Genomic DNA, 19,895 nt, shown 5'->3' on the forward strand with positions numbered 1-19,895 from the left:
GGTGGCCCTTTCTAAATTGGGGAGAAAATAAGTGAACGAGAAGCTGCGGGTGCTGGTCAGCGTTGACCTCGACGGCGCCAAGGCCCAGGTCAAGACCCAGGGTCACGTGACTATCCAAAGCATTCAGGGCCTGTACAGCGTGATGAAGCGCGCCGACGCGTTGGTCCCGGGACTGGCACTGGAACTCGATATGACCCTGGCCGAGGTGGAACCCCAGGCCATGGAGGAGCTCCGCGGCTGCGCCCGCTCCCATCACCTTCCGCTGCAGGTCGATCCGCTGCAGCGCGACTACCGGTTCAGCATCCTGGCACCGAAACTCCCAGCGCCGAAACTTACAGCGCCGAAGATCGCAGCGCCGAAACTGGTGACCCTCCCGGTCGCCGCACCTGTACTGGCAGCCGCCTGAGCTAAATCCCGGCGGCCCAGTCGTCGTCGTAATACCGGCCGCGGAAGTGGGCCCGGAGGTACTCCCCCACAACCGCGGCGCCGAGGTCCCCGGTGTCCGGTGCGACCACCCGTCCGTCGATCCGGCGGGCCAGCCGCCGGACGAACCGTTCAAGGCCCGGGTCGTCGCCGAGCCGGAAGAACGTGGCCTGCGTGCCCGCACGCCCTAGCCGGTCCAGTTCGGCGACCGTGACACGGATGGTCTCCGGGTCCGGCGGCCAGCAAAACCACGACTCGCCGTCGCCCAGCAGGTGTGCGGTGGGCTCGCCGTCGGTCACCACGAGGAGGACGGGCTGCATCGACGGGTGCTGCCGGAAGAACCGGCCGGCCAGCAGCAGGCCGTGGTGCAGGTTGGTTCCCTGCTCGCGAAACGCCGGCAGAGCCGTGAGCTCGCCGATGTCCATCGACTGCGCGTAGCGGCCGAATGTGATCAGCTGCAGCCGGTCTCCGCGGAACCGGGTGGACACGAGGTGGTGCAGGGCGAGCGCCGTGCGTTTCATCGGCACCCACCGCCCCTCGGCCGCCATCGAGAAGGACACGTCCGCCAAGAGGACGACGGCGGCCTGCGTGCGCGCCTCCGTCTCCGTCACCTCAATGTCCCCCACCGCCAGACGCAGTCCGCGGCCCGGATCACCGCCGTCGGCCATGGTGCGCCGGATGGCATTGTTGATGGTGCGGGTGACGTCCCACGGTTCGGCATCGCCGAATTCCCACTGCCGGCTCGAGCCGGTCTGCTCGCCTGCGGCCCCGGCGACGCGCGTGTCCCGGCCGCCCTGCCGGCCGGACAGCTGCTTGGCGGTGTCCCGCAGCAGCGACTTCCCAAGCCGCCGCATGGCCTGGGGCGACAGCCGGAGGTCGCCGTCGGCCCCGCGGCGCAGGTAGCCGCCGTCCTGCATCGCCCGCTCGATCTCGGCGAGGGTCCGGGCCGTCACGGCGGCGTCCTGCCCGAGCTGGCGGGCCAGGGCGTCCAGGTCCAGGTCGTCGAGGGTGGATCCGTTGTAGTGCTGGGAGAGCTGTTCGGACAGCTCGTCGAGTTCGGCGATGTCCTGCAGCACGCCGGTGCCGTCACCTAGCCCAAGTCCCTCCTGGCCCCCGAACCGCTCGGAGCCGCTCCAGTCCTCACCGGGCCGCAAGGCCCGCAGGCTGTCGTCGAGCTGATTGAGCTGGGCCATGAGGTCGGCCGACCCGAACGCCTGGGCGGACAGCCGCATCAGCTCCTCGCGCTGCTCCGGCGACATTGATTGCAGCATCCGCTGGGCCGCCGCGGCGCGCTTAGCGAGGGCGTCCACGAGCTCCTCGACGGACTGCGGATTCTCCGGGAAGTAGTCACCGTGTTTGGCCATGAACTCCCGGAAATCAGCGTCCGTATCCTCGCCGCGGCGGTGCTTGCCGAGCAGTTCGTTGAGGTCGCGCAGCATCTCGCTCACGGCCTCGCGGTCCTCGTCGGTGGCGTTCTCGAGCGCCTGCTTCATGCCGGCAAACCGCTGGTCAAGGACTTCGCGGCCGAGCAGATCCTTGATCCGCTCGTAGGCTTCCCGGGCGCTGCTCGACTGCCAGTCATAGGATGCGAGCTCGTTCACCGCCGCCGCCGTGGACTGCGGGAGATTCTGCAACTGCATCTCGCGGAAGGCGCGGTCGTTGTTGTCCATCATGGCGTCGCGGGCCAGCTGCTTGCGCTCCTCCAGCACGGCAGTGTCCAGCAGCTTCCTGACCTCGTTGAGGGTGCCGTCCAGCCGGTGCCGGCCCAGCAGTTCACTCCGCCGCTGCTGGACGCGGCGGGCCAGCTTGTCGAGCCCGTCGCGGTTACGGCCGCCGCGCCGCAGGAACTCCTGCAGGGCATGCCGCGGCGAGTAGCCTTCCATGACGTCCTCGGCAATGGCCTCCAGTGCCTCCGCCAGGTCCACCGGCGGGGCAAGCGGATCCGGACCTCCGGCGTACCGGCCGTACCTGGACCGGTTGTGCAGGGTCATGGTGCCTCCTGTACTCGCAAATCTGTACCGGCCCTAATCTGTACCGGGCAGAAACTGGACTTAGCCGTAGACCGTTGCCTCGTCGTCGGACTCCTTGGAAATCCGGCGGGCGAGGTAGAGGCCTTCCAGCGCAAGTTCGACGGCCGCAGCGCGCTGCCCGTCGTTTTTCGCGCCCAGGCGCTCACTGATTTTGTCGTAGAGACTCGATCCGTGTCCGGTGCCGTTGAGGGACGGGAGGTTCTGGAGGAACTCCCGTGCCGTGACCTGGTCCCCGGTGGTCACGGTGGTGTGGCCGTCGAGCGCGGCCACGAGCGGCCCCATCTCAATACCCTTGAAATGCGCGCGCACGGCTTCGGCCGTGGCAGTGCGCAGCAGGTGGTCGAGGATGCCCTGTTCACGCCCTTCCTCGCCCGACTCAAACTCGATCTTGCCCGTGAGGACTTCCACGGCGGTCTCCAGGTCGATGATCCGGGCAACAGCTTGGTCCTCCCCTCGCACGCTGGCCCGGCGCAGGGCCGCCGCCGCCACAGTTTCGGCGCCCGCGATGCCAAAGCGGGCGGAAACGCCGGAGGTCTGGTTGATGGCCGGGGACTGCCGCAGCGCCCGGGTGTAGCGGGCCAGGATCTCCAGGATGACGGGCGGGACGTCGGCCACCAGTTTCCCCTCCTGGCGGATGACGGAGACCTCGTCGTCCAGCTCGATCGGGTAGTGGGTGCGGATCTCGGCGCCGAAGCGGTCCTTCAGGGGCGTGATGATCCGGCCGCGATTGGTGTAGTCCTCGGGGTTGGCGGACGCGACCACCAGCACGTCCAGCGGAAGCCGCAGCACGTAACCGCGGATCTGGATGTCACGTTCCTCCATCACGTTGAGCATCGACACCTGGATCCGCTCGGCGAGGTCGGGCAGCTCGTTGATGGCGATGATGCCGCGGTTGGAGCGCGGGACCAGGCCGTAGTGGATGGTCTCGGGATCGCCGAGCCGGCGGCCCTCGGCCACGCGCATCGGGTCGACGTCGCCGATGAGGTCGGCGACGGAGGTGTCCGGCGTCGCAAGTTTTTCGACGTAGCGCTCCGAGCGGTGGCGCCAGGCCACCCGCATCCGGTCCCCTTCGGTGAGGGCACGGGCGCGGGACTGCTCGGTGATCGGTTCGTAGGGGTGCTCGTTGAGTTCCGAGTCCTCGATCACCGGCGACCACTCGTCCAGCAACCCGGCCAGGGTGCGGAGCAGCCGGGTCTTGCCCTGCCCGCGTTCGCCGAGGAGGACTACGTCGTGGCCGGCAATCAGGGCGCGCTCAAGCTGCGGCAACACGGTCCGGCTGAACCCGTACAGCCCGGGCCATGGATCGCGCCCGGCGGCGAGCGCCGCGATCAGGTTGTCGCGGATTTCGTGGCGCAGGTCCTTGTGGACGTGGCCGGATGCACGCAGTTCGCCAACGGTGAAGATATCTGGACGATCACTCACCCCTCTACGTTAGTCCTCGACTGTGCGGGGAATCGAGAGATTCCCTCCGATTCCTACCCGTCAGAACGCTAGCGCTCCGCGGCCCCCCACCCTCGCAAGCTCGGGCGGGGTCCCCTGCCGCTACGCTTAGATCACGATGACTGCAGAAACGCCGTCGGCACCATCACCGCCGTCGAAACCGGAAAACACGCTCCTCCTCCTGGTGCGCCACGGGGAGACGCCCACCACCGGCATGGTGCTGCCCGGGCGGGCGCCGGGACTGCATCTTTCGGAGCGTGGCCGGGCGCAGGCCGAACGGGTTGCGGAACGGCTCGCGGGCCTTAAGGTCGACGCCGTGTACTCCTCACCGCTGGAGCGCACCTGCGAGACGGCGGAGCCAACGGCGGCCGCTGTTGGGCTGGCGGTGCACGAGGAGCCCGGCCTGCTCGAATGCGACTTCGGTGAGTGGACCGGCGTCGCACTCGCCGAACTGTCCGGTCTGCCGGAATGGCAGACGGTGCAGCACAACCCCTCGGCCTTCCGCTTCCCCAGCGGGGAAAGCCTCACGGAGATGCAGGCGCGGATCGTCGGGGCGCTCGAGGGGCTGGGGACAGCGCACGCCGGGGGCGTCGTCGTCTGTTTTTCCCACGCCGACCCGATCAAGGCGGCAGTGGCCCACGCCCTGGGCACGGATCTTGACCACTTCCAGCGGATAGTCATCAGCCCGGGGTCGGTTTCTGCCATTTCATACTCGGACGGTCAGGCGCCTGCCGTACACATGGTGAATTCGACGTCGGAACCGTTGACCGGGCTGCGGGCGTGAAGGTCATGGTGCCGTGATATGGCTGGCTGTGGACGCGAGCTGACACTTCTTTCGGAAGGGCAGGTCGAGCTGATCGGACGCATCCCGCGCAGCAGCAACGAGACGTTCCTCGTGGAGATTTCCGGCGGGAACGAGACCGGCTTTGCGGTCTACAAGCCGGAGGCAGGAGAACGGCCGCTATCCGATTTTGAGCCCGGACTGTACCGGCGGGAACGCGCCGCGTACCTGCTCAGCGAGTCCCTGGGCTGGGGATTCGTGCCGGCGACGGTGATCCGCGAGGAGGCACCCTTGGGAGTCGGGTCGCTGCAGTGGTTCATCGACTGCGACTTCGGGGAACATTACTTCACGCTGTACGCCGACGTCCCGGAAACGCACCCCGACCTGTCACGGATCGCCCTGTTCGACTACGTCGCGAATAACACGGACCGCAAAAGCGGGCACGTGCTGCGCGGCGACGACGGCCGGGTGTGGGGCATCGACCACGGGTTGTGCTTCTCGGCAACCTTCAAACTGCGCACCGTGATCTGGGACTTCGCGGGCGACCCCGTCCCGGAGGCCCTGCTCGAGGACATCGCCCCGCTCGCCGAGTCCGTGCCCGAGGAGGTGGCCGAACTCCTCGATGGCTCGGAGGTCACCGCCCTGCAGCGGCGGGTCCGGCGGCTGCTGCACGAACCGGTGCTTCCGGTGGACCGAACCGGCATGCGGTACCCGTGGCCGTTGGTGTAGGGGGCACCGGGTTCAGCGCGGGCCCCCACCACCCAGTACGCATCAGCGAGTTGTAGGGTGGGGCAGATGCAAGCATGTTCGCTGCGCGAGCCTGCACTGCCAGCCCCTCCCATTCAGGCGCTTCTCGAGAATCTCAGGCATGCCGCGGGGCCCTTCTCGCGGAGACGTTGAGGGAAATTCCAAGGTTTATCCAAGATTCGTACCGTATACGTCACCATCCGTTCCGAGGGTGCTGCCCAGCTCATAGTCTGACATCGGTTGACGGGACGGAAACTCAATGACTGAGTGCTGCGATGCCGGCCAGCAAGGAGGATCTGATGAGTGCTTTGGGGCGGCAACCAAGGTGGAAATTCCGGTCAGCGGCAGCGGCCGTCGCACTGGCGGCATCCGCGGCCGGCTTCGCGGGTCTCGCCGGACCGGCGCAGGCAGCATCGTCGAAAGGGTGCGTCGGCGGCGGGTTCCGGGTCCTCGGGCAGGCCGGAGAATTTGACGGAACCGTTGCGGCCCCCGGTAGCCGGTTCGTGGTCCAGGGCACGTTCGTCCGGTTCGAGGTGGACCCGGCGAACTTCGCGATCCACAACTACGCCTTCACGGGCGCGCCCAACGAACTCGATATCACCGGCGGCCGGTATACCCCGGTCTTCGCCAGCAAGGTCCCCGACCACCGCGGCCTCGCACTGACCAGCAGCATCGCCCTCGAGGTCAAAGACGAAGAAGTGACGCTCGCCCGGACGGGCACCGGCGGGCTGTCCATGAGCATCCAGGCCAAGGACTGCGCCACCGGCGGACTGTTCCAGATGGAGCCCGAGCGCGGCGACGGGAACCGGACCCGCATCGTGCACCGCCTCGCCAACGAGGCCTTCTACTTCGACAACGCCAACTTCCGGGCCCGCCTCGGTGACTTCGTCGGCTCCGCCTGCACCAGCGTGCAGACCGGGCCGCCGAGCCAGTTCTGCGTCCAGGTCAGGCCGCGGGTGAACATCGGCAACAGCGTTTCGGCCAAGTTCGCCGTCCGCGACAGCGCCCAGGTCGCCGACCGGGTCCCACAACCGGCCTGCGGCCCGGACTTCACCAACACGCTGGGCCTGAACGAGACCGGCAACCACTGCGGTGCGATGTCCATCTGGGACGTCGCCAGCGGCGGCCGGATGGGCATGGTCACCGGTGAGGACGCCGTCGAAGTGGCCAACTCCCCCAGCGACTGCATCCAGGACTGCCAGGCCCAAAACCAGGTCCGCGGCCGCCTCGCAGTCCTCGGCTTCCCGTTCCCGGTGCCCGACGGAAGCCGGCTCGCGCCCAGGACCTCAACAGACGGGCTTACCGCGCCGCTGATGCCCTGACCGTCAGCAAACTAGGATGACGCGAATGCCAATCACAAACAACGTCGCGTGGGACGCGGACCTTGAGGCCTTCAAGGGACGGGATACGACGTCTTACGTGGCCGTCACCGCGGCCACAGCCACCGCCTGTGCGGCCTGCCGGTTGGCCTTAGCTCCAGCCACCCAATACTTCACCTTCGACGCGGAGATCTGCCACCGGAGCTGCCGGGAACCGGGCCTGACGTGCTGTCCTCCCGGGAGCCTGGCGGTGAGCTGACCTCCGCGCTGGTCGCCGCACTGCTGTCCCAAGGGTTTCAGCTGTGCATGAGCGGCGATTACGGCGAAATGCTCCAGCAGTCCTCGCCGGCCGGGACTGTTTTCGCCATCACGACGACGCCGCAGGGGCTGATCTCCCTGCGGGCCGGCGAAGCGACGATGTACCGCGAACAGCTCGACATCGCCAATCCCGACGACGCCACTTGGCTGGACGCCGCAATGAACGCCGCTGTGCTGGTGATCGGCGGCGACAACCTCACTCTCGCTGGCAGCGGCCTGAATACGGACACGGCCGCCCGCTTGGGCACGCTGGTCACGGGCCTTGTCCCCGTCCTGGCCTCAGGCGTGATCCCGCATCACGGGACGTCGGCCATGCCGCGCAGAGCAGGCGACCGGCCGGGCACCAACTAACAAAACGCTAGCGGACGACGCGGTGATGCCGGCCTTTCAGGAGCAGCCCATAGCGGCGGCTCGCTGATTTCGGCTGGCGACTGAGCCTCTTCTCTGCCGTTTAGATGGTGAGCACTACCTTGCCGGACACCTGGCCGTTTTCCAGGAAGCGGATCGCGTCCTTGGCCTCAGCCAGCGGAAAGGTCCGGTCGAGGGCTGGCGCGACTTTGCCGGCCTCGATGAGCGGGGCAAGATCCTGAAGTTCGGCGGCACGGACCAGGCCGAGGAACGTGGTCAGCCGTTGGCCGATGAAGGGGGACAGCGCCAGGGCGCCGAGTTGGCGGTGCAGGCCTCCGGTCAGTTTGCCGCCGCCCTCACCGCCGGTGATGACGGCCGTTCCTGTGGGTGTCAGAGCGCGGCGCAGGCGGGAGATCGGGGGGTTTCCGGCGATATCCAGGATGAGGTCGTACGGGCCGGCGTCTGCGAAGTCTTCACGGGTGTAGTCGATGACGTGGTCGGCGCCGAGGGCACGGACAAACCCGGCCTTGCCGGTACTGCAGACTCCCGTGACCTGCGCACCGAAGGCTTTGGCCAGCTGGACCGCGTAGCTGCCGACGCCGCCGGACGCTCCGGTGACCAGCACCTTCTGCCCCTCGCTGATTTTCCCGGCGCGCAGGCCCAGGAGGGCAGTGACCGCGGAGACCGGCACCGCCGCGGACTGCTCGAAGGAGAGGCCCTGGGGCTTCGCGGCCAGTTGAGCCTCCGGTGCAACGGCGTATTCAGCGTAGGAGCCACGGCCGCTGCCGTAGACCGCGTCGCCGACTGCGAACCGCGTGACGTCGGGACCTACGGCTTCTACGGTTCCTGCGAGATCAAGGCCCAGAACCGGGTTCCTCGGTTTGCGGATTCCGAATGCGAGACGGCCGAGGTAAGGCAGGCCTGTCATCAGGTGCCAGACTCCGCGGTCGACGCCGGCCGCCCTGACACGGATGAGCACGTCGTCGCCTTTGACAACAGGGCGAGGCACCTCGTCCAGACGCAGCACCTCCGGCCCTCCGTAGGTATCCCGGACAATAGCGCGCATGCCGTCCCCGTTCCTGGTGCCCTGTTGTTGAGAGCGCTCCTGCATTTTCATAGCGTTCCTTTCTTCATTTGCAGGTGATTGTCGTACGCTGTACGAGAACAATATCGTACACTGTACGTAAACGGAAGGGCTAGGAGGATCCCATAATGAAGGACGCAGTAGCGGGCGGCAGGGACCGGCCGGTGCTCAGCCGGGAGAAGGTAATGCGGAAGGCTCTGGAGTTGGCAGACCGGGACGGTATCGCTGCCCTATCGATACGCTCCCTCGCACAGAGCCTGGGCACCAAGCCGATGACGCTCTACTACTACGTGGCCAACAAGGACCAGATCCTTGACGGCCTCGTGGACCTCGTCTTCACGGAAATTGAAACACCGGACGCTGGCGGTGAGTGGAAGGAACAGATGCGCCGCCGGGCCCACTCGGCGCGCGAAGCGCTGCGCCGACATCCGTGGGCGGTGGGGCTGCTGGAATCCCGCAAAGCGCCAGGCCCGGCGACCCTAAAGCACCACGAGGCAACCCTGGGGACACTGCGCGCCGCGGGCTTTACCGTCCAACAGACCGCCCGGGCCTACTCCCTGCTGGACAGCTACATCTACGGGTTCGCCCTCCAGGAAGCCGCACTGCCCATAGCAAAGCATGAGCCGATGGCTGAGGTGGCCGGTCCCATCATGGAACGGTTCGCAACCGGTGACTACCCGCATATGGTCGAGATCGCCATGCAGGTGGTCATGCAGCCCGGCTACGACTACGGCAACGAATTCGCCTACGGGCTGGAGTTGATCCTCGGCGCGTTGGAGCCGGCACCGGCTGGGTAGCGTGCTTCGACGGAACCGTAGTGCTCGGCCAGCCTCGCGAGGCCCTCATCAAGCGAGACGGCGGGCGTCCAGTTGAGAAGTTCGCGGGTCTCGCGCTGGTCGAACCAGTGGGCGGTGGAGAGCTGCTCAGCAAGGAACCTGGTCATCGGCGGCTCCTCTTTCCGCCCGGCCCAGGTCCACAGCTTCTCCACCACCGCTCCCGCCGCCCGCGCCACCCCGCCCGGCACAGACCACGACGGCGCGGGGACGCCCCCCGCGGCACAGATGCCCGCCAGCAGCTCGCCGACCGGGCGGGGTTCGCCGTTGCTGACGACGAGGGACCGGCCGTGGATGTGCTCCATGCGGTGCAGCGCGGCGACGATGGCCGAGGCGGCGTTGTCCACGTAAGTGGTGTCGATCAGGGCCGCCCCGGCGTCGAGCAGCGGCAGGCGGCCGCGGCCTGCACGTTCCAGGACCCGTTCCACGAGCTGGGTATCGCCGGGGCCCCAGACGATGTGCGGGCGCACTGCCGTGACCCGGAAATCCGGAGCGTCCGCTGCCAGTGCCAGCAGCTCCGCCTCGGCCTTGGTGCGGGAGTAGTCGCCATGCGCATGCTCCGGATCAGCGGGCTCCGCGCCCAGCCCGGCGATGGCGGCGCCGGAGTTGGCCACGGACGGGGAGGACACGAACACCATGTCCCGCACGCCTGCATCGCGGGCAGCACCGAGCAGACGGCGTGTGCCTTCGACGTTCACCTCGTCGAACTCCGCGGTGCGGCCCGTAAAGGAGACCTTCGCGGCCAGGTGGATGACGCCCTCGGCGCCGGCAACCGCGCGATGGACAGCGTCATCGTCCGTGACGGACCCGCAGAAGTCTGCAGCGCCGTCCACCCCTGACGGACGGCGCTGGAATGTAACGACGGCGTGGCCTTGCCGGACCAGCAGCCGGGCCACTTCCCGCCCGAGCAGCCCGCTTGTGCCGGTGACGAGGACCCTCACGGCGTGCCCGGACGGCCGCCGGCCAGCACCCGCGAAGCCCAGCGGGACAGACGGGTCCTGTCGATCTTGGCGTTGTGCCGGATGTCGGTGGGCTGTGCCGGGACTGCGAGCACTGCGGCGACACTGACGCCCGCGGCGAGTGCCGCCGCGCGGACACGCCCGGCAAGCTGCGGCGCAGCGGGGCCGGGTTTGCGGGCGGGAGGCACGGTCTCGACGACGGCGACGACGGCCTGCGTTCCGGACGGACCCACCCCGACGACGGCGGCCAGCCCGACGTCGTCGAGGCGTTCGATGGCCTGTTCGGCGCCCACGGGCGTGACCACGGAACCGGCCGCCGTCACCACGTGCGCGAGACGTCCTTCCACCCAGAGCCGGCCGGCGGCGTCGAAGTGCCCCACGTCGCCGGTGCGGTGCCATCCGGACAGACTGCTGCTCTCCCGCTGGGTCAGCCAAAGCCTGTCGTACGCTTCCTTGACGTGCGGTGAACTCACGAGGATCTCGCCAGTCACGCCGGCTTCAGTCACCAAATCGGTGCCGGGTGCGGTGCCATCCGCCGCCAGTGCGACGACGGCCACGCGCGCGCCATGCACGGGCCGCCCCACGCACACGCCATTGCCTGCTCCCGCCACGGTGCCGGCGGCAGCTTCGGCATCGGCGGCCTGGATTTGGTCGAGGCTGATGTCGGTGACCGGCAGCGCCTCGGTCATCCCGTACGGGGTATGCAGCGAGGCCCGGGGCAGCAGCCGCTGCACCTCCACCAGGAGCGGTTCGGGAATGGGCGCGCCGGCAGACAGCAGCAACTCGACACCCTCCAAGGCTTGACGCCCTCCACCACTCACGCCAGCCCGCGTGGCAAGGACGTTACGCAGGGCCGCCGGCGAGGCGAAAACCACGGTAGCGTCTATGGCCGCGGCGGCGTCGGCCAGCGCGCGGGCCGTCAGGGTCCGGGGCGCAGTGACGTCCATGGCCGGCGTCACCGAAACCGCTCCGAGCGCGGGCCCCAGCAGGGCGAACGGCGCGAAGCCCGCCACCAGTCTGGCACCGGGCCGGATCCCGAACGTTTCGGCCACCGTATCCCGCATCGCGGCCAGCTGCCGGTGCGTGTAGAGCACACCCTTGGCGGGACCGGTGGAGCCGGACGTGAAGAGCACGGCGGCGTCGGCATCCGGACCAGGAGCCAGGGCCGGCGGTTTCGGGCTGACGCTCGCTCCCCGCCGGGCGAGGGCGGTGAGGGAGGTTTCGACGCCGAGAAGGCGGCGGCGGGCGGCCGGCAGGTCCTGGACACTGATGCGGCGTCCCGGCCAGCCGAGCACCGCGGCAGCCGCCAGCGCCCTGTCGATGCCGATCAGGAAATCCGGGGTGGCGCCCTTCACGGCGCGGCTCAGCCCGCGGCGGCCAAGCCCCGCGTCGGCCACGACCACCACGGCCCCAAGCCGCAGGCACGCGTAGAGGGCCACGGTCAGGTCCACGCCGGGCGGGACCATCAGGCTCACCCGGCAGCCATGCCCTACGCCGGCTTCCGTCAGGCCCGCCGCGAGCGCGGCGATGCCCTGTTCCAGCTCCCGCCAGCTGAGCGAGCGGGCAACGCTGCCGTCCGGCGCCATTTCCGCGACGGCGGTGTCCCCGCCGGCGGCTCCTGCCGCCAGCTCGGCGAGCGGCGCCCAAAGCGGCGGGACGGCGTCGGCCGGGGCCTTTGTCCGTTGCCGATCAGGTCCGCCGTCCCGGCCCAGCTCGGCAAGCCACTCGACGACGGGAGCGGCGATGTCCCGGTCTTCCGCGACCAGGTGGCCGGCACCCTCGAAGCGGTGCACCTTGGCATGCGGCAGACGGCCGATGAGGTCCTTCAGGTACCGGTCGGAAAAGATCGGGTCCCGCGGGCCCCACAGCATGAGGGCCGGAACCCTCAAGTCGCGCAGCCCTTCGGCGACGCCGGTGAGCGCCGGATGGCTGGGATGGGACGTGTCGGCGGGAATGTCCGCGACAAAGTTCCCCACGCCGGTGCGGCGGCCGGCACCACGGTAGGGGGCCATGAAGGCATTGCGGACATCAGCGGCGAGCGGCGGGCGGGCCAGGGCATGCGTCACCCGCAGGAAGGTGTCCGACGTCGTGGTTCCCCAGCGGTGCACGGCCGGGTGCAGGGCAAGCCGCAGCGCCGGCGGGATGCCGGAGCCGGCGGGCTGGTGGACGGCGGTGTTGGTCAGCACCACCCCGGCCAGCTGCTGCGGATGGGCCAGGGCCCAGCCGAGGCTGATCACGCCGCCCCAGTCGTGGCCCACCGTAACCACCGGCCCGTCCAGGCCGAGTGCGTCGGTGAGGTCGCCCAGGTCATTGATCCGGTCGGCCAGGCGCCGGAAGGTGCCGGTGCGCTCCGAGTAGCCCATGTCCAGCTGGTCCACCGCCACCACACGCCACGGATGCGCGGGGTCGGTTCCGGCGGCCAGCAGGGTCCGCCACAGGTAGGACCACGTCGGGTTGCCGTGCACGCACAGCAGGGTGCCGGCGGGAGCCAGGCCGCGGCGGGAAAGCTGGGCGCCATTGTCGAGCAGATGCCAGCGGCGCACGGTTCCCGGGTCATCCGCGGCGGAGGTGGACGCCACCGCAATTTCGCGCGACCATTCGGGGTCGACGCCGGGCCAGCCCGCGCCGGGCCAGTCAACGCCGGGCCAGCCCGCGGCTACCAAACGATTTCCATCATGGCGGTGTTCAGGCCGGACCCGACCCCCATGCACAGCACGCGGTTCCCCGTTTCGAGGCTTTGGGCTTCCGCGGCCAGGGTCATGGGGAGGGACGCCGGCCCCACGTTGCCCCAGTGCGGGAACGTGATGGGCACCCTGTCCGGGTCAAGGTCGATGGCGTCAATGATGGCCTTCGTATAGGCATTGCTCACCTGGTGGGTGACGTAGCGGTCCATCGAGCCCCAGTCCCACTCGGGCTGGGCCTCGTGCCAGGCGTCCACCACGAGCTGCAGGCCGCCATCGAGCAGGCCCTTGGTGTCGGTGGCCATGCCGTCGATGCCGCCCACGCACAGTTCATGGTGCTCAGTGCCGGCCCGCACCACGCCGCCGACGATCCGGTGCGCGCCGGGGTGCTGGTCCGCGGGGCCCAACACCGCTGCGGCGGCGCCGGAGCCCAGGGTGAGGGTGGCGAACTCGCGGTTGAAGTCCTCGCGGGTGGTCTCGGGGCGCTGCAGCCGGGCCAAAGTGGCCTCCTGCGTGGCCTGGGCGTCCTCACCGTTGACGATCATCGCGTACTTGATCTGCCCGGAGTCAATCATGTTGGCCGCCAGGGTCATGCCGTTGACGAATCCAAGGCAGGCGTTGGCCAGGTCAAAGTTCATGGCCGACGACGGCAGGCTTAGTCCGTGGTGGATCTTCACCGCGACAGACGGTTCGAGGTTGCGCCGCGTGACCGAGGTGTTGATCAGCAGGCCGATTTCGGACGCCTCGACGCCGGCCTCGGCCAGGGCCTTCGCGCCAGCTTCGACCGCAGCATCGTCGAACGACGTCCCGGCGGCCCACCAGCGGCGGTGCGTTATGCCGGCAACGCGCTCAAGCAGCCGCGGCGGGAACTTCAGCCGCTGCAGGGTCGAAGCCAGCCTCCGGTCGAAATCCGTGGAACTCACGATCTTCGGAGCCTCGACACTGCTCACCGAAAGCAGCGCGGTGTTGCTGTGCCGGAAGGTTGCATTCCCTGCCAATTCAAGCCCCTGTTCGTTTCTGTCCTGCATTCATGCGGTGACTGTACCCATAACTGCAAGCTCAAGAACTTAACTATGCTGGTGCAAACCCGGATCCTCCACATTTGCCGCCCGTGGCACCCTTTTACTTAAGGCAGGCCGACGACGGCGGGACGTCCCGCCGTCGTCCGCTTAAGGGCCGTATCCGTGCCCGTCAGCTGTCAGTACACTGGGACGCATGACCGAGCAGGAACCCGCCCCGGTCCAGGATGCTGACACTGACGCCGAGGCTCCGACGCTGACCGATCCCGGCGCCGTCGATACTTCCTTGCGCAGTCCGGCACAGCGGTCCCTCACCTTTACCGGGATCCTGGTGAATACCGCGCTTGCCAACGTCACCACCAGCTACCTCTGGTTCGCGCTGACGTTCTGGGTGTACCTGGGGACGCGCAATGTGATCGCCACGGGGGTGGTCGGCGGGGCGTACATGCTGTTGATCGCCCTTTCCAGCATCAGCTTCGGCACCTTCGTGGACCGCTACCGCAAGCTGGCGGTGATGCGCTTCGCCGCCGCCTTCACCCTGGTGATGTTCACGCTTTCCGGGGTCATGTTCCTCCTGGCGCCCGCCGAACTGATCCTGGACCTGTCCCAGCCCTGGTTCTGGGCCTTTACGCTGATCATCCTGGTCGGGGCGGTAGTGGAAAACATGCGCAACATCGCGCTGTCCACCACGGTCACCATCCTCATCGAGCCCGACCGGAGGGCCAACGCCAACGGGCTGGTGGGCATGGTGCAGGGGCTGATGTTCATCGTCACTTCCCTGCTCTCCGGGCTGTCCGTCGGGCTGCTGGGCATGGGGTGGACCATCGTCGTCGCCCTGGTGCTTACCGCCCTGGCGTTCGCGCACCTGCTCACCCTGCGGATGCCCGAGGAACTGCGCGCCGCCGCCACCGATGCACAGGGCGGATTCGATCTGCGCGGTTCACTCGCTGCCGTGCTTGCCATCGCCGGACTGTTCGCGCTCATCCTGTTTTCCACCTTCAACAACTTCATCGGCGGCGTCTACATGGCGCTGATGGATCCGTACGGCCTCGAGATGTTCTCCGTGGAGATGTGGGGCGCCGTCTTCGCGCTCGGCTCAACGGGGTTCATCATAGGCGGGGCGCTGATCGGCAAATTCGGGCTCGGCGCCAACCCGTTGCGCACCCTGCTCATCGCTGTGGCCGTGATGGGGCTCCTCGGTGCGGTGTTCACGCTGCGGGAGTGGGCCTGGCTGTACGTCGCGGGCATCTGGCTGTACCTGGTCCTGATACCGTTCGTGGAGGCCGCCGAGCAGACTGTCATCCAGCAGGTGGTGCCCCTGCCCCGCCAGGGCCGGGTGTTCGGATTCGCGATGGCCTTCGAGTCGGCCGCGGCGCCGGTCACCGCGTTCCTCATTGCCCCTATCGCGCAGTTCTGGATCATCCCGTACGCGCGGTCCGCCGAGGGCGCAGCCCAGCTGGCCCCGCTCCTGGGCGAGGGCACCTCGCGGGGCATCGCTCTGGTGTTCCTGGTGGCTGGAATCATCATGATCGCGGCCGCATTGGCGGCCTTTCTGACGCCGGTCTACCGCCGGGTTTCGGCATCATATGCTCAGGCGGCCGCGGACGCCCCGGAGGCCTCTGCGTGAGTAGACGGTGCTTTAAGGGGTTGCCCTAACGGGGTCCGCCCATTTTCTGAATCGCGGCGGCGGTCCGGCTGATGGCGACTATCCGGACGGCGACGCCCGCCAAGACCAGGACGACGCCGAGCGCAATCAGGATCCAGGTGGGAACCGCTGCCACCTCGATGCTGCGGTAGCAATCCGCCGCTGATTTGGCTCCCCGGTGGAGCGCGTCGAACGTTTCAGCGGGACGACTGTCCGGTAGCAGCGGGCTGCCACAAAGCGGGCCGGTCTGCTGCAGTCCGAAGACGATCCCGGCAAGGAGCACAGCGAATCCGGCTCCGATCAGCCAGAGCCAGACCTGCCATACGGCGGAATTCCGCCGGACCGTTGTATCTCGCACATCACTCCCTAGATAGCGGCAGTACCGAAATCATAAGGGGAATTGTCCTGAAGCGGACGACGGCGGGAGGTCCCGCCGTCGTCGTTCGCTTAGGCGCAGCGCGCCTGGGGGGCTTCGATGATGGCCATCTGGCCGGTTTCGGGGACACCGGGAAATTGCACGTGCTGGGGCTCAGCAGCGGCAACCGTGGGCTCCTGCTGGGAGCGCATGCGAACAAGCGCTACCGCGGAGATAAGGAACCAGGCGACATTCGTGACCACGGACGGCCAGGCTTCGTGGAACGCGCCGTTGACAATGAAGGCACACGAACCGAGGAGATTCGCGGTCTGGAAGCCCTTGCCGGCCTTCAGCCAACCCATGGACACAGCCAGGTACGCACTCAGAATCGCAACAGCGCCTGCCCAACCGGAGATTTCCCACAGCAGTTCCATGATGTCCTTTCAGGGTTGATGCCCGGCTGCCATCCGCTGGGCGGAGTGCAGATGACGGGCCATATGTTTTGTTCGTAAGGGGCGCCATTGCCGACGGGATCAGGCATCGCTGAACAGTTTGTGCTCAGCCGTCCGGGCGGGACGTCGTCCGCCGGACCGCCCGGGCTGTCTCTTACCCCTAGTTTTAACAGCAATTATGAGTAAGAAGGGTCTTTAGATCAATTGCATTCCGCTGAAGACATGGTTTAGAACTACTTAACATGGATATTGATCCGCGCCGGCTGCGAGTTCTTCTTGCGGTTGCCCGCACAGGCGGGGTGCTCGCCGCCGCTGACGAACTGGGAATTTCGCCCTCGGCCGTGTCCCAGCAGCTCAATAAGTTGGAGGACGAGACGGGGCACGCCCTGGTGGTACGCACACCCAAGGGCTCGGTTTTGACACCCGCCGGCCTGGCCGTAGCCGAAGCCGGCGAGGAGATCGAACGCGCACTCAGCGTCGCCCGCGCGCGGATGGAAGGCGGGGCCAAGATCGCGGGGGTTGTGCGAGTGGGCGGCTTCACCAGCTTTGTCCGCACGGTGGTGATCCCGCGCCTGCCCGAGTGGCGCATCCAGTACCCGCAATTACAGATCCGGATGATTGAGGACGACTTCCCCGCCTTGATGCGGCTGCTTCGGCAGCGCGCCCTCGACGCCGTCGTGATTGAGCTCGATTCGACGACGACGGCCGGGCAGCGTTCACTGGGCGCCGGAATGATCGAGGAACCCCTCCTGGACGAGCCCTGGAAACTGGTGGTTCCCGCGGGTGCGCTCCTCACCACCGAGAACATCGACCTTGGCCGTCTGCCCCTTCCCTGGCTCGGCGTCGAGTCCTCAGCAGCCAACGCTTCGGTCCTCGGCCGGCTCCGTGAGTCAACGGGCGCCCAGTTGGAGACGGTGCATCAGTACCAGGACACGCTGACCGCTCTCGCACTCGTCGCGGCCGGCGAAGGGGTTGCCATCGTGCCCACCTTGGCGTTGACCGGTCTCGTCCAGGACGGGGTGGACGTCCTGGACGTTCCCGGGCTGGGCACGCGGCGCATTGTTCTGCGGCGGTTCGACCGGCGACGGTCAGCCAGCCTGCCTGTGGACACCGTGGCGCGCCTCCTGCGGGAATCGGCTGCGGCCTTCGACACGCGCTCGACGTCGTGATTGGTCCCGCCCTATTTCCGGCGAGCTGATCCAGGCATAGGCTGATAAGCACCACAGTAGATGCGGAGTCGGGCCCATGAGAGCGAGGGTTACGGGGATGATCCTTGCCGGCAGCGTCCCTCTGGCAGTCAGGTCATTACTGCCAGCCGCTTATCTACGCAGAGTGGCCGGGACGCAGAACTAGCGTTTCCATCCGCGTACAAACAAGGGAGACTCTCATGTTGCTTTGGATAGCCATCATTATCGCGGTTCTCTGGCTTCTCGGCCTGCTCGGCAACATCGGCGGCGGCTTAATTCACCTGCTTTTGGTTATAGCGGTGGTGGTCCTGATCTTCCACTTCGTCCGTGGCAGGTCCTCCCGGGTGTAGTGCAATTTATGACCCGGCGTGATTGACCTCCGCGGGTAACAGGGAAGCCGGGCGCAGTTCTCACCCGGCTTCCCTGGTTCCCGATCAATTTTCCCGATCACTGCGTGGGGTAGCCCCGCGGCAGCATGATTACGGCGTGCCGGCGCTTCGTTCGTCCTCGAGGTCTTTGGGTGCTGCGAGATCCATCTCGAGCAGCGGCACCACTTTGGACTTGGTCATGAAGCGGTGAGCCAGCCATAGGGCAATGAAGACCGGCAACCCGATGTAGGAGGAAAGCACCTCCATCACCCTCCCGGCAAGGACAGCCTCGTAGTTCTGTCCCGCGATCACAAGGACCAGCAGGGCGAAGGCCAGCAGCGGGCCAATGGGGAAAAGGGAGGCTTTGTACGGCAGGTCGCTGAGCTTGTTCCCCTGGGCCAGGAAGCCCCGCCTGAAACGGTAGTGGGAGACCGCGATCCCCGCCCAGACGATGAAGCCGCACAGGCCTGACATGTTCAGCAGCCAGGAGTAAGCCGCGCCCTGACCGACGATCGCGGAGAGGAACCCGAAGAGTCCCACAGCCGCGGTCGCCAGCAGCGCCGGGATCGGCACGCCACGTGCGTTGGTCCGGCCGAAGATCTTCGGCGCCATGCCGTCGTGTGCCATGGCGTAAAGCATCCGGGTGGAGGCATAGAGTCCGGAGTTGCCCGCGGACAGGATGGCGGTCAGGATCACCGCGTTCATCAAGGCCGCCGCGAAGGCGATGCCGGCGCGCGAGAAGACCAGGGTGAAGGGCGATGCTGCAACATCGGCCTCGCCGGAGGCCAGCAGGCTCGGATCGGTGAAAGGGATCAGGCAGCCGATGATAAAGATGGCACCAATGTAGAAAAGCATGATTCGCCAGAAGACAGTGCGGATAGCTTTCGGCACTTCGCGTCGCGGGTTTTTGGCTTCGCCTGCGGCCACGCCCACCAGCTCGGTGCCCTGGAATGAGAACCCGGCAATCATGAAGACCGAGATGATCGAGACCCATCCCCCGTGGAACACTTCATCGCGGTTTTCCCAGTTACTCAGTCCCGGGGAGTTGCCCCCGAGGATGCCGGAGATCATCAGCACGCCGGCGATCAGGAAGAGCACCACTGCGGTGACCTTGATGAGGGAGAGCCAGAACTCCGACTCACCGAAGGACTTCGCCGAGAGGGCGTTGAGCCCCGCCAACATCAGCAGAAAGATTCCGGCCCAGACCCATCCGGGGACCCCCGGGAACCAGAAGTCCATGATGATTCCGGCTGCGACCAGCTCGGCGGCCACCGTAATGGCCCAGTTGAACCAATAGTTCCAGCCGATCGCGAACCCGAAGGACGGGGAGACAAAACGGGTGGCAAAGGACTGGAAGGAACCGGCCACCGGGATTTTGGCCGACATTTCGCCCAGTGACTGCATCAACAGGAATACCATCAGCCCCACCAGCGCGTAGGCGGCCAACGCACCGCCGGGGCCCGCCTGGGAGATGGTGCCGCCCGAGGCCACGAACAGCCCGGTACCGATCGCGCCGCCTATGGCGATCATCTGCAGGTGGCGGCTGCTTAGCCCGCGCTTGAGTTCGTTGGGGGTTTCGACGGAGGTGCGAGCTGCCCCTGTGGCTGGGGCGTATCCGGCTTGTGCCACTTCATCGTCTTTGATTTCTGTGGAAGTTGTTTGCGTGAGGGAGCTGAGTCCCATGATGCCTCCGGGAAGGTAGCTGCGGTGGATGTGCTTTCCGGCGGGCCCGGCCGGGAAGGACGGTGATCAAGCTAACACAAAGAAAGAAAGAGCCCGCTGGCGAAGCGAATGTTGCCCGCCGAATGGTCGAAGTCTTGTTCTCAGGCCGGAGCAGCCCCGGCCTGAGAACAAGAGTTTCTTAGGCTTCGTCAAAAAACGCATCAATCATGCTTACCCATTGCTA

19 protein-coding genes are annotated in these 19,895 nt (G+C 67.2%); 10 read left to right on the top strand and 9 right to left on the bottom strand.

The annotated features are described in order from the left end of the window. Window positions 1-31: 31 nt before the first annotated feature. Window positions 32-406 (top strand): hypothetical protein, encoded by a 375-nt coding sequence (locus LFT45_RS19735; RefSeq protein WP_236805269.1) that lies wholly within the window; start codon window positions 32-34, stop codon window positions 404-406. Window position 407: 1 nt separating this feature from the next. Here LFT45_RS19735 and LFT45_RS19740 read toward each other — a convergent pair whose 3' ends face one another. Together LFT45_RS19740 and LFT45_RS19745 are read right to left on the bottom strand one after the other, a co-directional pair. Then, window positions 408-2,414, bottom strand: coding sequence for a vWA domain-containing protein (locus LFT45_RS19740; RefSeq protein WP_236805270.1), 2,007 nt, complete (start codon window positions 2,412-2,414; stop codon window positions 408-410). A gap of 60 nt (window positions 2,415-2,474) precedes the next feature. After that, window positions 2,475-3,875: a sigma 54-interacting transcriptional regulator gene (locus tag LFT45_RS19745; protein WP_236805271.1), complete on the bottom strand. Its 1,401-nt coding sequence runs from the start codon at window positions 3,873-3,875 to the stop codon at window positions 2,475-2,477. Between the two features lie 136 nt (window positions 3,876-4,011). On the opposite strand from LFT45_RS19745, the gene LFT45_RS19750 reads away from it, so the two are divergent. The 5 genes from LFT45_RS19750 (at window position 4,012) to LFT45_RS19770 (ending at window position 7,409) form a co-directional block, all read left to right on the top strand. Then, a complete protein-coding gene (locus tag LFT45_RS19750) occupies window positions 4,012-4,677 on the top strand; it encodes an MSMEG_4193 family putative phosphomutase (protein WP_236805272.1) in 666 nt (221 codons plus the stop codon). Between the two features lie 18 nt (window positions 4,678-4,695). After that, window positions 4,696-5,403, top strand: coding sequence for an SCO1664 family protein (locus tag LFT45_RS19755; protein ID WP_236805273.1), 708 nt, complete (start codon window positions 4,696-4,698; stop codon window positions 5,401-5,403). 317 nt (window positions 5,404-5,720) lie between these two features. Beyond that, window positions 5,721-6,743, top strand: coding sequence for a hypothetical protein (locus LFT45_RS19760; protein WP_236805274.1), 1,023 nt, complete (start codon window positions 5,721-5,723; stop codon window positions 6,741-6,743). Window positions 6,744-6,768: 25 nt separating this feature from the next. Further along, window positions 6,769-6,999, top strand: coding sequence for a hypothetical protein (locus tag LFT45_RS19765; protein WP_236805275.1), 231 nt, complete (start codon window positions 6,769-6,771; stop codon window positions 6,997-6,999). 47 nt (window positions 7,000-7,046) lie between these two features. Continuing rightward, window positions 7,047-7,409: a hypothetical protein gene (locus LFT45_RS19770; RefSeq protein WP_236805276.1), complete on the top strand. Its 363-nt coding sequence runs from the start codon at window positions 7,047-7,049 to the stop codon at window positions 7,407-7,409. Between the two features lie 100 nt (window positions 7,410-7,509). Here LFT45_RS19770 and LFT45_RS19775 read toward each other — a convergent pair whose 3' ends face one another. Further along, on the bottom strand, window positions 7,510-8,517 hold the full coding sequence (locus LFT45_RS19775; RefSeq protein WP_236805277.1) for an NAD(P)-dependent alcohol dehydrogenase: 1,008 nt from the start codon (window positions 8,515-8,517) through the stop codon (window positions 7,510-7,512). 101 nt (window positions 8,518-8,618) lie between these two features. Here LFT45_RS19775 and LFT45_RS19780 point away from each other — a divergent pair, with 101 nt between their 5' ends. Continuing rightward, the gene (locus tag LFT45_RS19780; RefSeq protein WP_236805278.1) at window positions 8,619-9,287 is read left to right on the top strand and encodes a TetR/AcrR family transcriptional regulator; all 669 of its coding nucleotides are present in this window, start codon (window positions 8,619-8,621) and stop codon (window positions 9,285-9,287) included. Here the strand turns inward: LFT45_RS19780 and LFT45_RS19785 are convergent. Genes LFT45_RS19785 through LFT45_RS19795 form a run of 3 tightly spaced genes read right to left on the bottom strand, consistent with a single transcriptional unit; the run spans window position 9,236 to window position 13,961 of the window. Continuing rightward, a complete protein-coding gene (locus tag LFT45_RS19785) occupies window positions 9,236-10,264 on the bottom strand; it encodes an NAD-dependent epimerase/dehydratase family protein (protein WP_236805279.1) in 1,029 nt (342 codons plus the stop codon). The two genes, LFT45_RS19780 and LFT45_RS19785, sit on opposite strands and share 52 nt — an antisense overlap. After that, entirely contained in the window at window positions 10,261-12,945 is a 2,685-nt protein-coding gene (locus LFT45_RS19790; RefSeq protein WP_236805280.1) for an alpha/beta fold hydrolase, read from the bottom strand. Before LFT45_RS19790 ends, LFT45_RS19785 begins: the two co-directional genes overlap by 4 nt. Then, window positions 12,939-13,961: a 3-oxoacyl-ACP synthase III gene (locus LFT45_RS19795; protein ID WP_236805281.1), complete on the bottom strand. Its 1,023-nt coding sequence runs from the start codon at window positions 13,959-13,961 to the stop codon at window positions 12,939-12,941. The genes LFT45_RS19790 and LFT45_RS19795 overlap by 7 nt, the downstream gene beginning before the upstream one ends. A gap of 217 nt (window positions 13,962-14,178) precedes the next feature. Here LFT45_RS19795 and LFT45_RS19800 point away from each other — a divergent pair, with 217 nt between their 5' ends. Then, the gene (locus tag LFT45_RS19800) at window positions 14,179-15,609 is read left to right on the top strand and encodes an MFS transporter (protein WP_236805282.1); all 1,431 of its coding nucleotides are present in this window, start codon (window positions 14,179-14,181) and stop codon (window positions 15,607-15,609) included. Window positions 15,610-15,634: 25 nt separating this feature from the next. On the opposite strand, the gene LFT45_RS19805 is transcribed toward LFT45_RS19800, so the two are convergent. Continuing rightward, a complete protein-coding gene (locus tag LFT45_RS19805) occupies window positions 15,635-15,985 on the bottom strand; it encodes a hypothetical protein (protein ID WP_236805283.1) in 351 nt (116 codons plus the stop codon). Between the two features lie 89 nt (window positions 15,986-16,074). Then, the gene (locus LFT45_RS19810; RefSeq protein ID WP_236805284.1) at window positions 16,075-16,416 is read right to left on the bottom strand and encodes a CBU_0592 family membrane protein; all 342 of its coding nucleotides are present in this window, start codon (window positions 16,414-16,416) and stop codon (window positions 16,075-16,077) included. Window positions 16,417-16,676: 260 nt separating this feature from the next. Between LFT45_RS19810 and LFT45_RS19815 the strand changes: the two genes are divergently transcribed. Further along, window positions 16,677-17,603: a LysR family transcriptional regulator gene (locus tag LFT45_RS19815; protein WP_236805285.1), complete on the top strand. Its 927-nt coding sequence runs from the start codon at window positions 16,677-16,679 to the stop codon at window positions 17,601-17,603. A 218-nt stretch (window positions 17,604-17,821) separates the two neighbouring features. Further along, window positions 17,822-17,971 (top strand): lmo0937 family membrane protein, encoded by a 150-nt coding sequence (locus tag LFT45_RS19820; RefSeq protein ID WP_104137503.1) that lies wholly within the window; start codon window positions 17,822-17,824, stop codon window positions 17,969-17,971. Window positions 17,972-18,100: 129 nt separating this feature from the next. Here LFT45_RS19820 and LFT45_RS19825 read toward each other — a convergent pair whose 3' ends face one another. Then, on the bottom strand, window positions 18,101-19,672 hold the full coding sequence (locus LFT45_RS19825; RefSeq protein WP_442863577.1) for an amino acid permease: 1,572 nt from the start codon (window positions 19,670-19,672) through the stop codon (window positions 18,101-18,103). Window positions 19,673-19,895 lie beyond the last annotated feature (223 nt).

Source organism: Arthrobacter sp. FW305-BF8, assembly GCF_021789315.1.
Taxonomy (GTDB): domain Bacteria; phylum Actinomycetota; class Actinomycetes; order Actinomycetales; family Micrococcaceae; genus Arthrobacter.

What these genes read in the sequence shown, in the direction of transcription:
- LFT45_RS19760 (WP_236805274.1), top strand. Translation starts at nt 5,721, where the DNA reads ATGAGTGCTTTGGGGCGGCAACCAAGGTGGAAATTCCGGTCAGCGGCA.
- LFT45_RS19755 (WP_236805273.1), top strand. Translation starts at nt 4,696, where the DNA reads ATGGCTGGCTGTGGACGCGAGCTGACACTTCTTTCGGAAGGGCAGGTC.
- LFT45_RS19775 (WP_236805277.1), bottom strand. Translation starts at nt 8,517, where the DNA reads ATGCAGGAGCGCTCTCAACAACAGGGCACCAGGAACGGGGACGGCATG.
- LFT45_RS19780 (WP_236805278.1), top strand. Translation starts at nt 8,619, where the DNA reads ATGAAGGACGCAGTAGCGGGCGGCAGGGACCGGCCGGTGCTCAGCCGG.
- LFT45_RS19770 (WP_236805276.1), top strand. Translation starts at nt 7,047, where the DNA reads ATGAGCGGCGATTACGGCGAAATGCTCCAGCAGTCCTCGCCGGCCGGG.
- LFT45_RS19740 (WP_236805270.1), bottom strand. Translation starts at nt 2,414, where the DNA reads ATGACCCTGCACAACCGGTCCAGGTACGGCCGGTACGCCGGAGGTCCG.
- LFT45_RS19825 (WP_442863577.1), bottom strand. Translation starts at nt 19,672, where the DNA reads ATGGGACTCAGCTCCCTCACGCAAACAACTTCCACAGAAATCAAAGAC.
- LFT45_RS19765 (WP_236805275.1), top strand. Translation starts at nt 6,769, where the DNA reads ATGCCAATCACAAACAACGTCGCGTGGGACGCGGACCTTGAGGCCTTC.
- LFT45_RS19750 (WP_236805272.1), top strand. Translation starts at nt 4,012, where the DNA reads ATGACTGCAGAAACGCCGTCGGCACCATCACCGCCGTCGAAACCGGAA.
- LFT45_RS19800 (WP_236805282.1), top strand. Translation starts at nt 14,179, where the DNA reads ATGACCGAGCAGGAACCCGCCCCGGTCCAGGATGCTGACACTGACGCC.
- LFT45_RS19815 (WP_236805285.1), top strand. Translation starts at nt 16,677, where the DNA reads ATGGATATTGATCCGCGCCGGCTGCGAGTTCTTCTTGCGGTTGCCCGC.
- LFT45_RS19810 (WP_236805284.1), bottom strand. Translation starts at nt 16,416, where the DNA reads ATGGAACTGCTGTGGGAAATCTCCGGTTGGGCAGGCGCTGTTGCGATT.
- LFT45_RS19820 (WP_104137503.1), top strand. Translation starts at nt 17,822, where the DNA reads ATGTTGCTTTGGATAGCCATCATTATCGCGGTTCTCTGGCTTCTCGGC.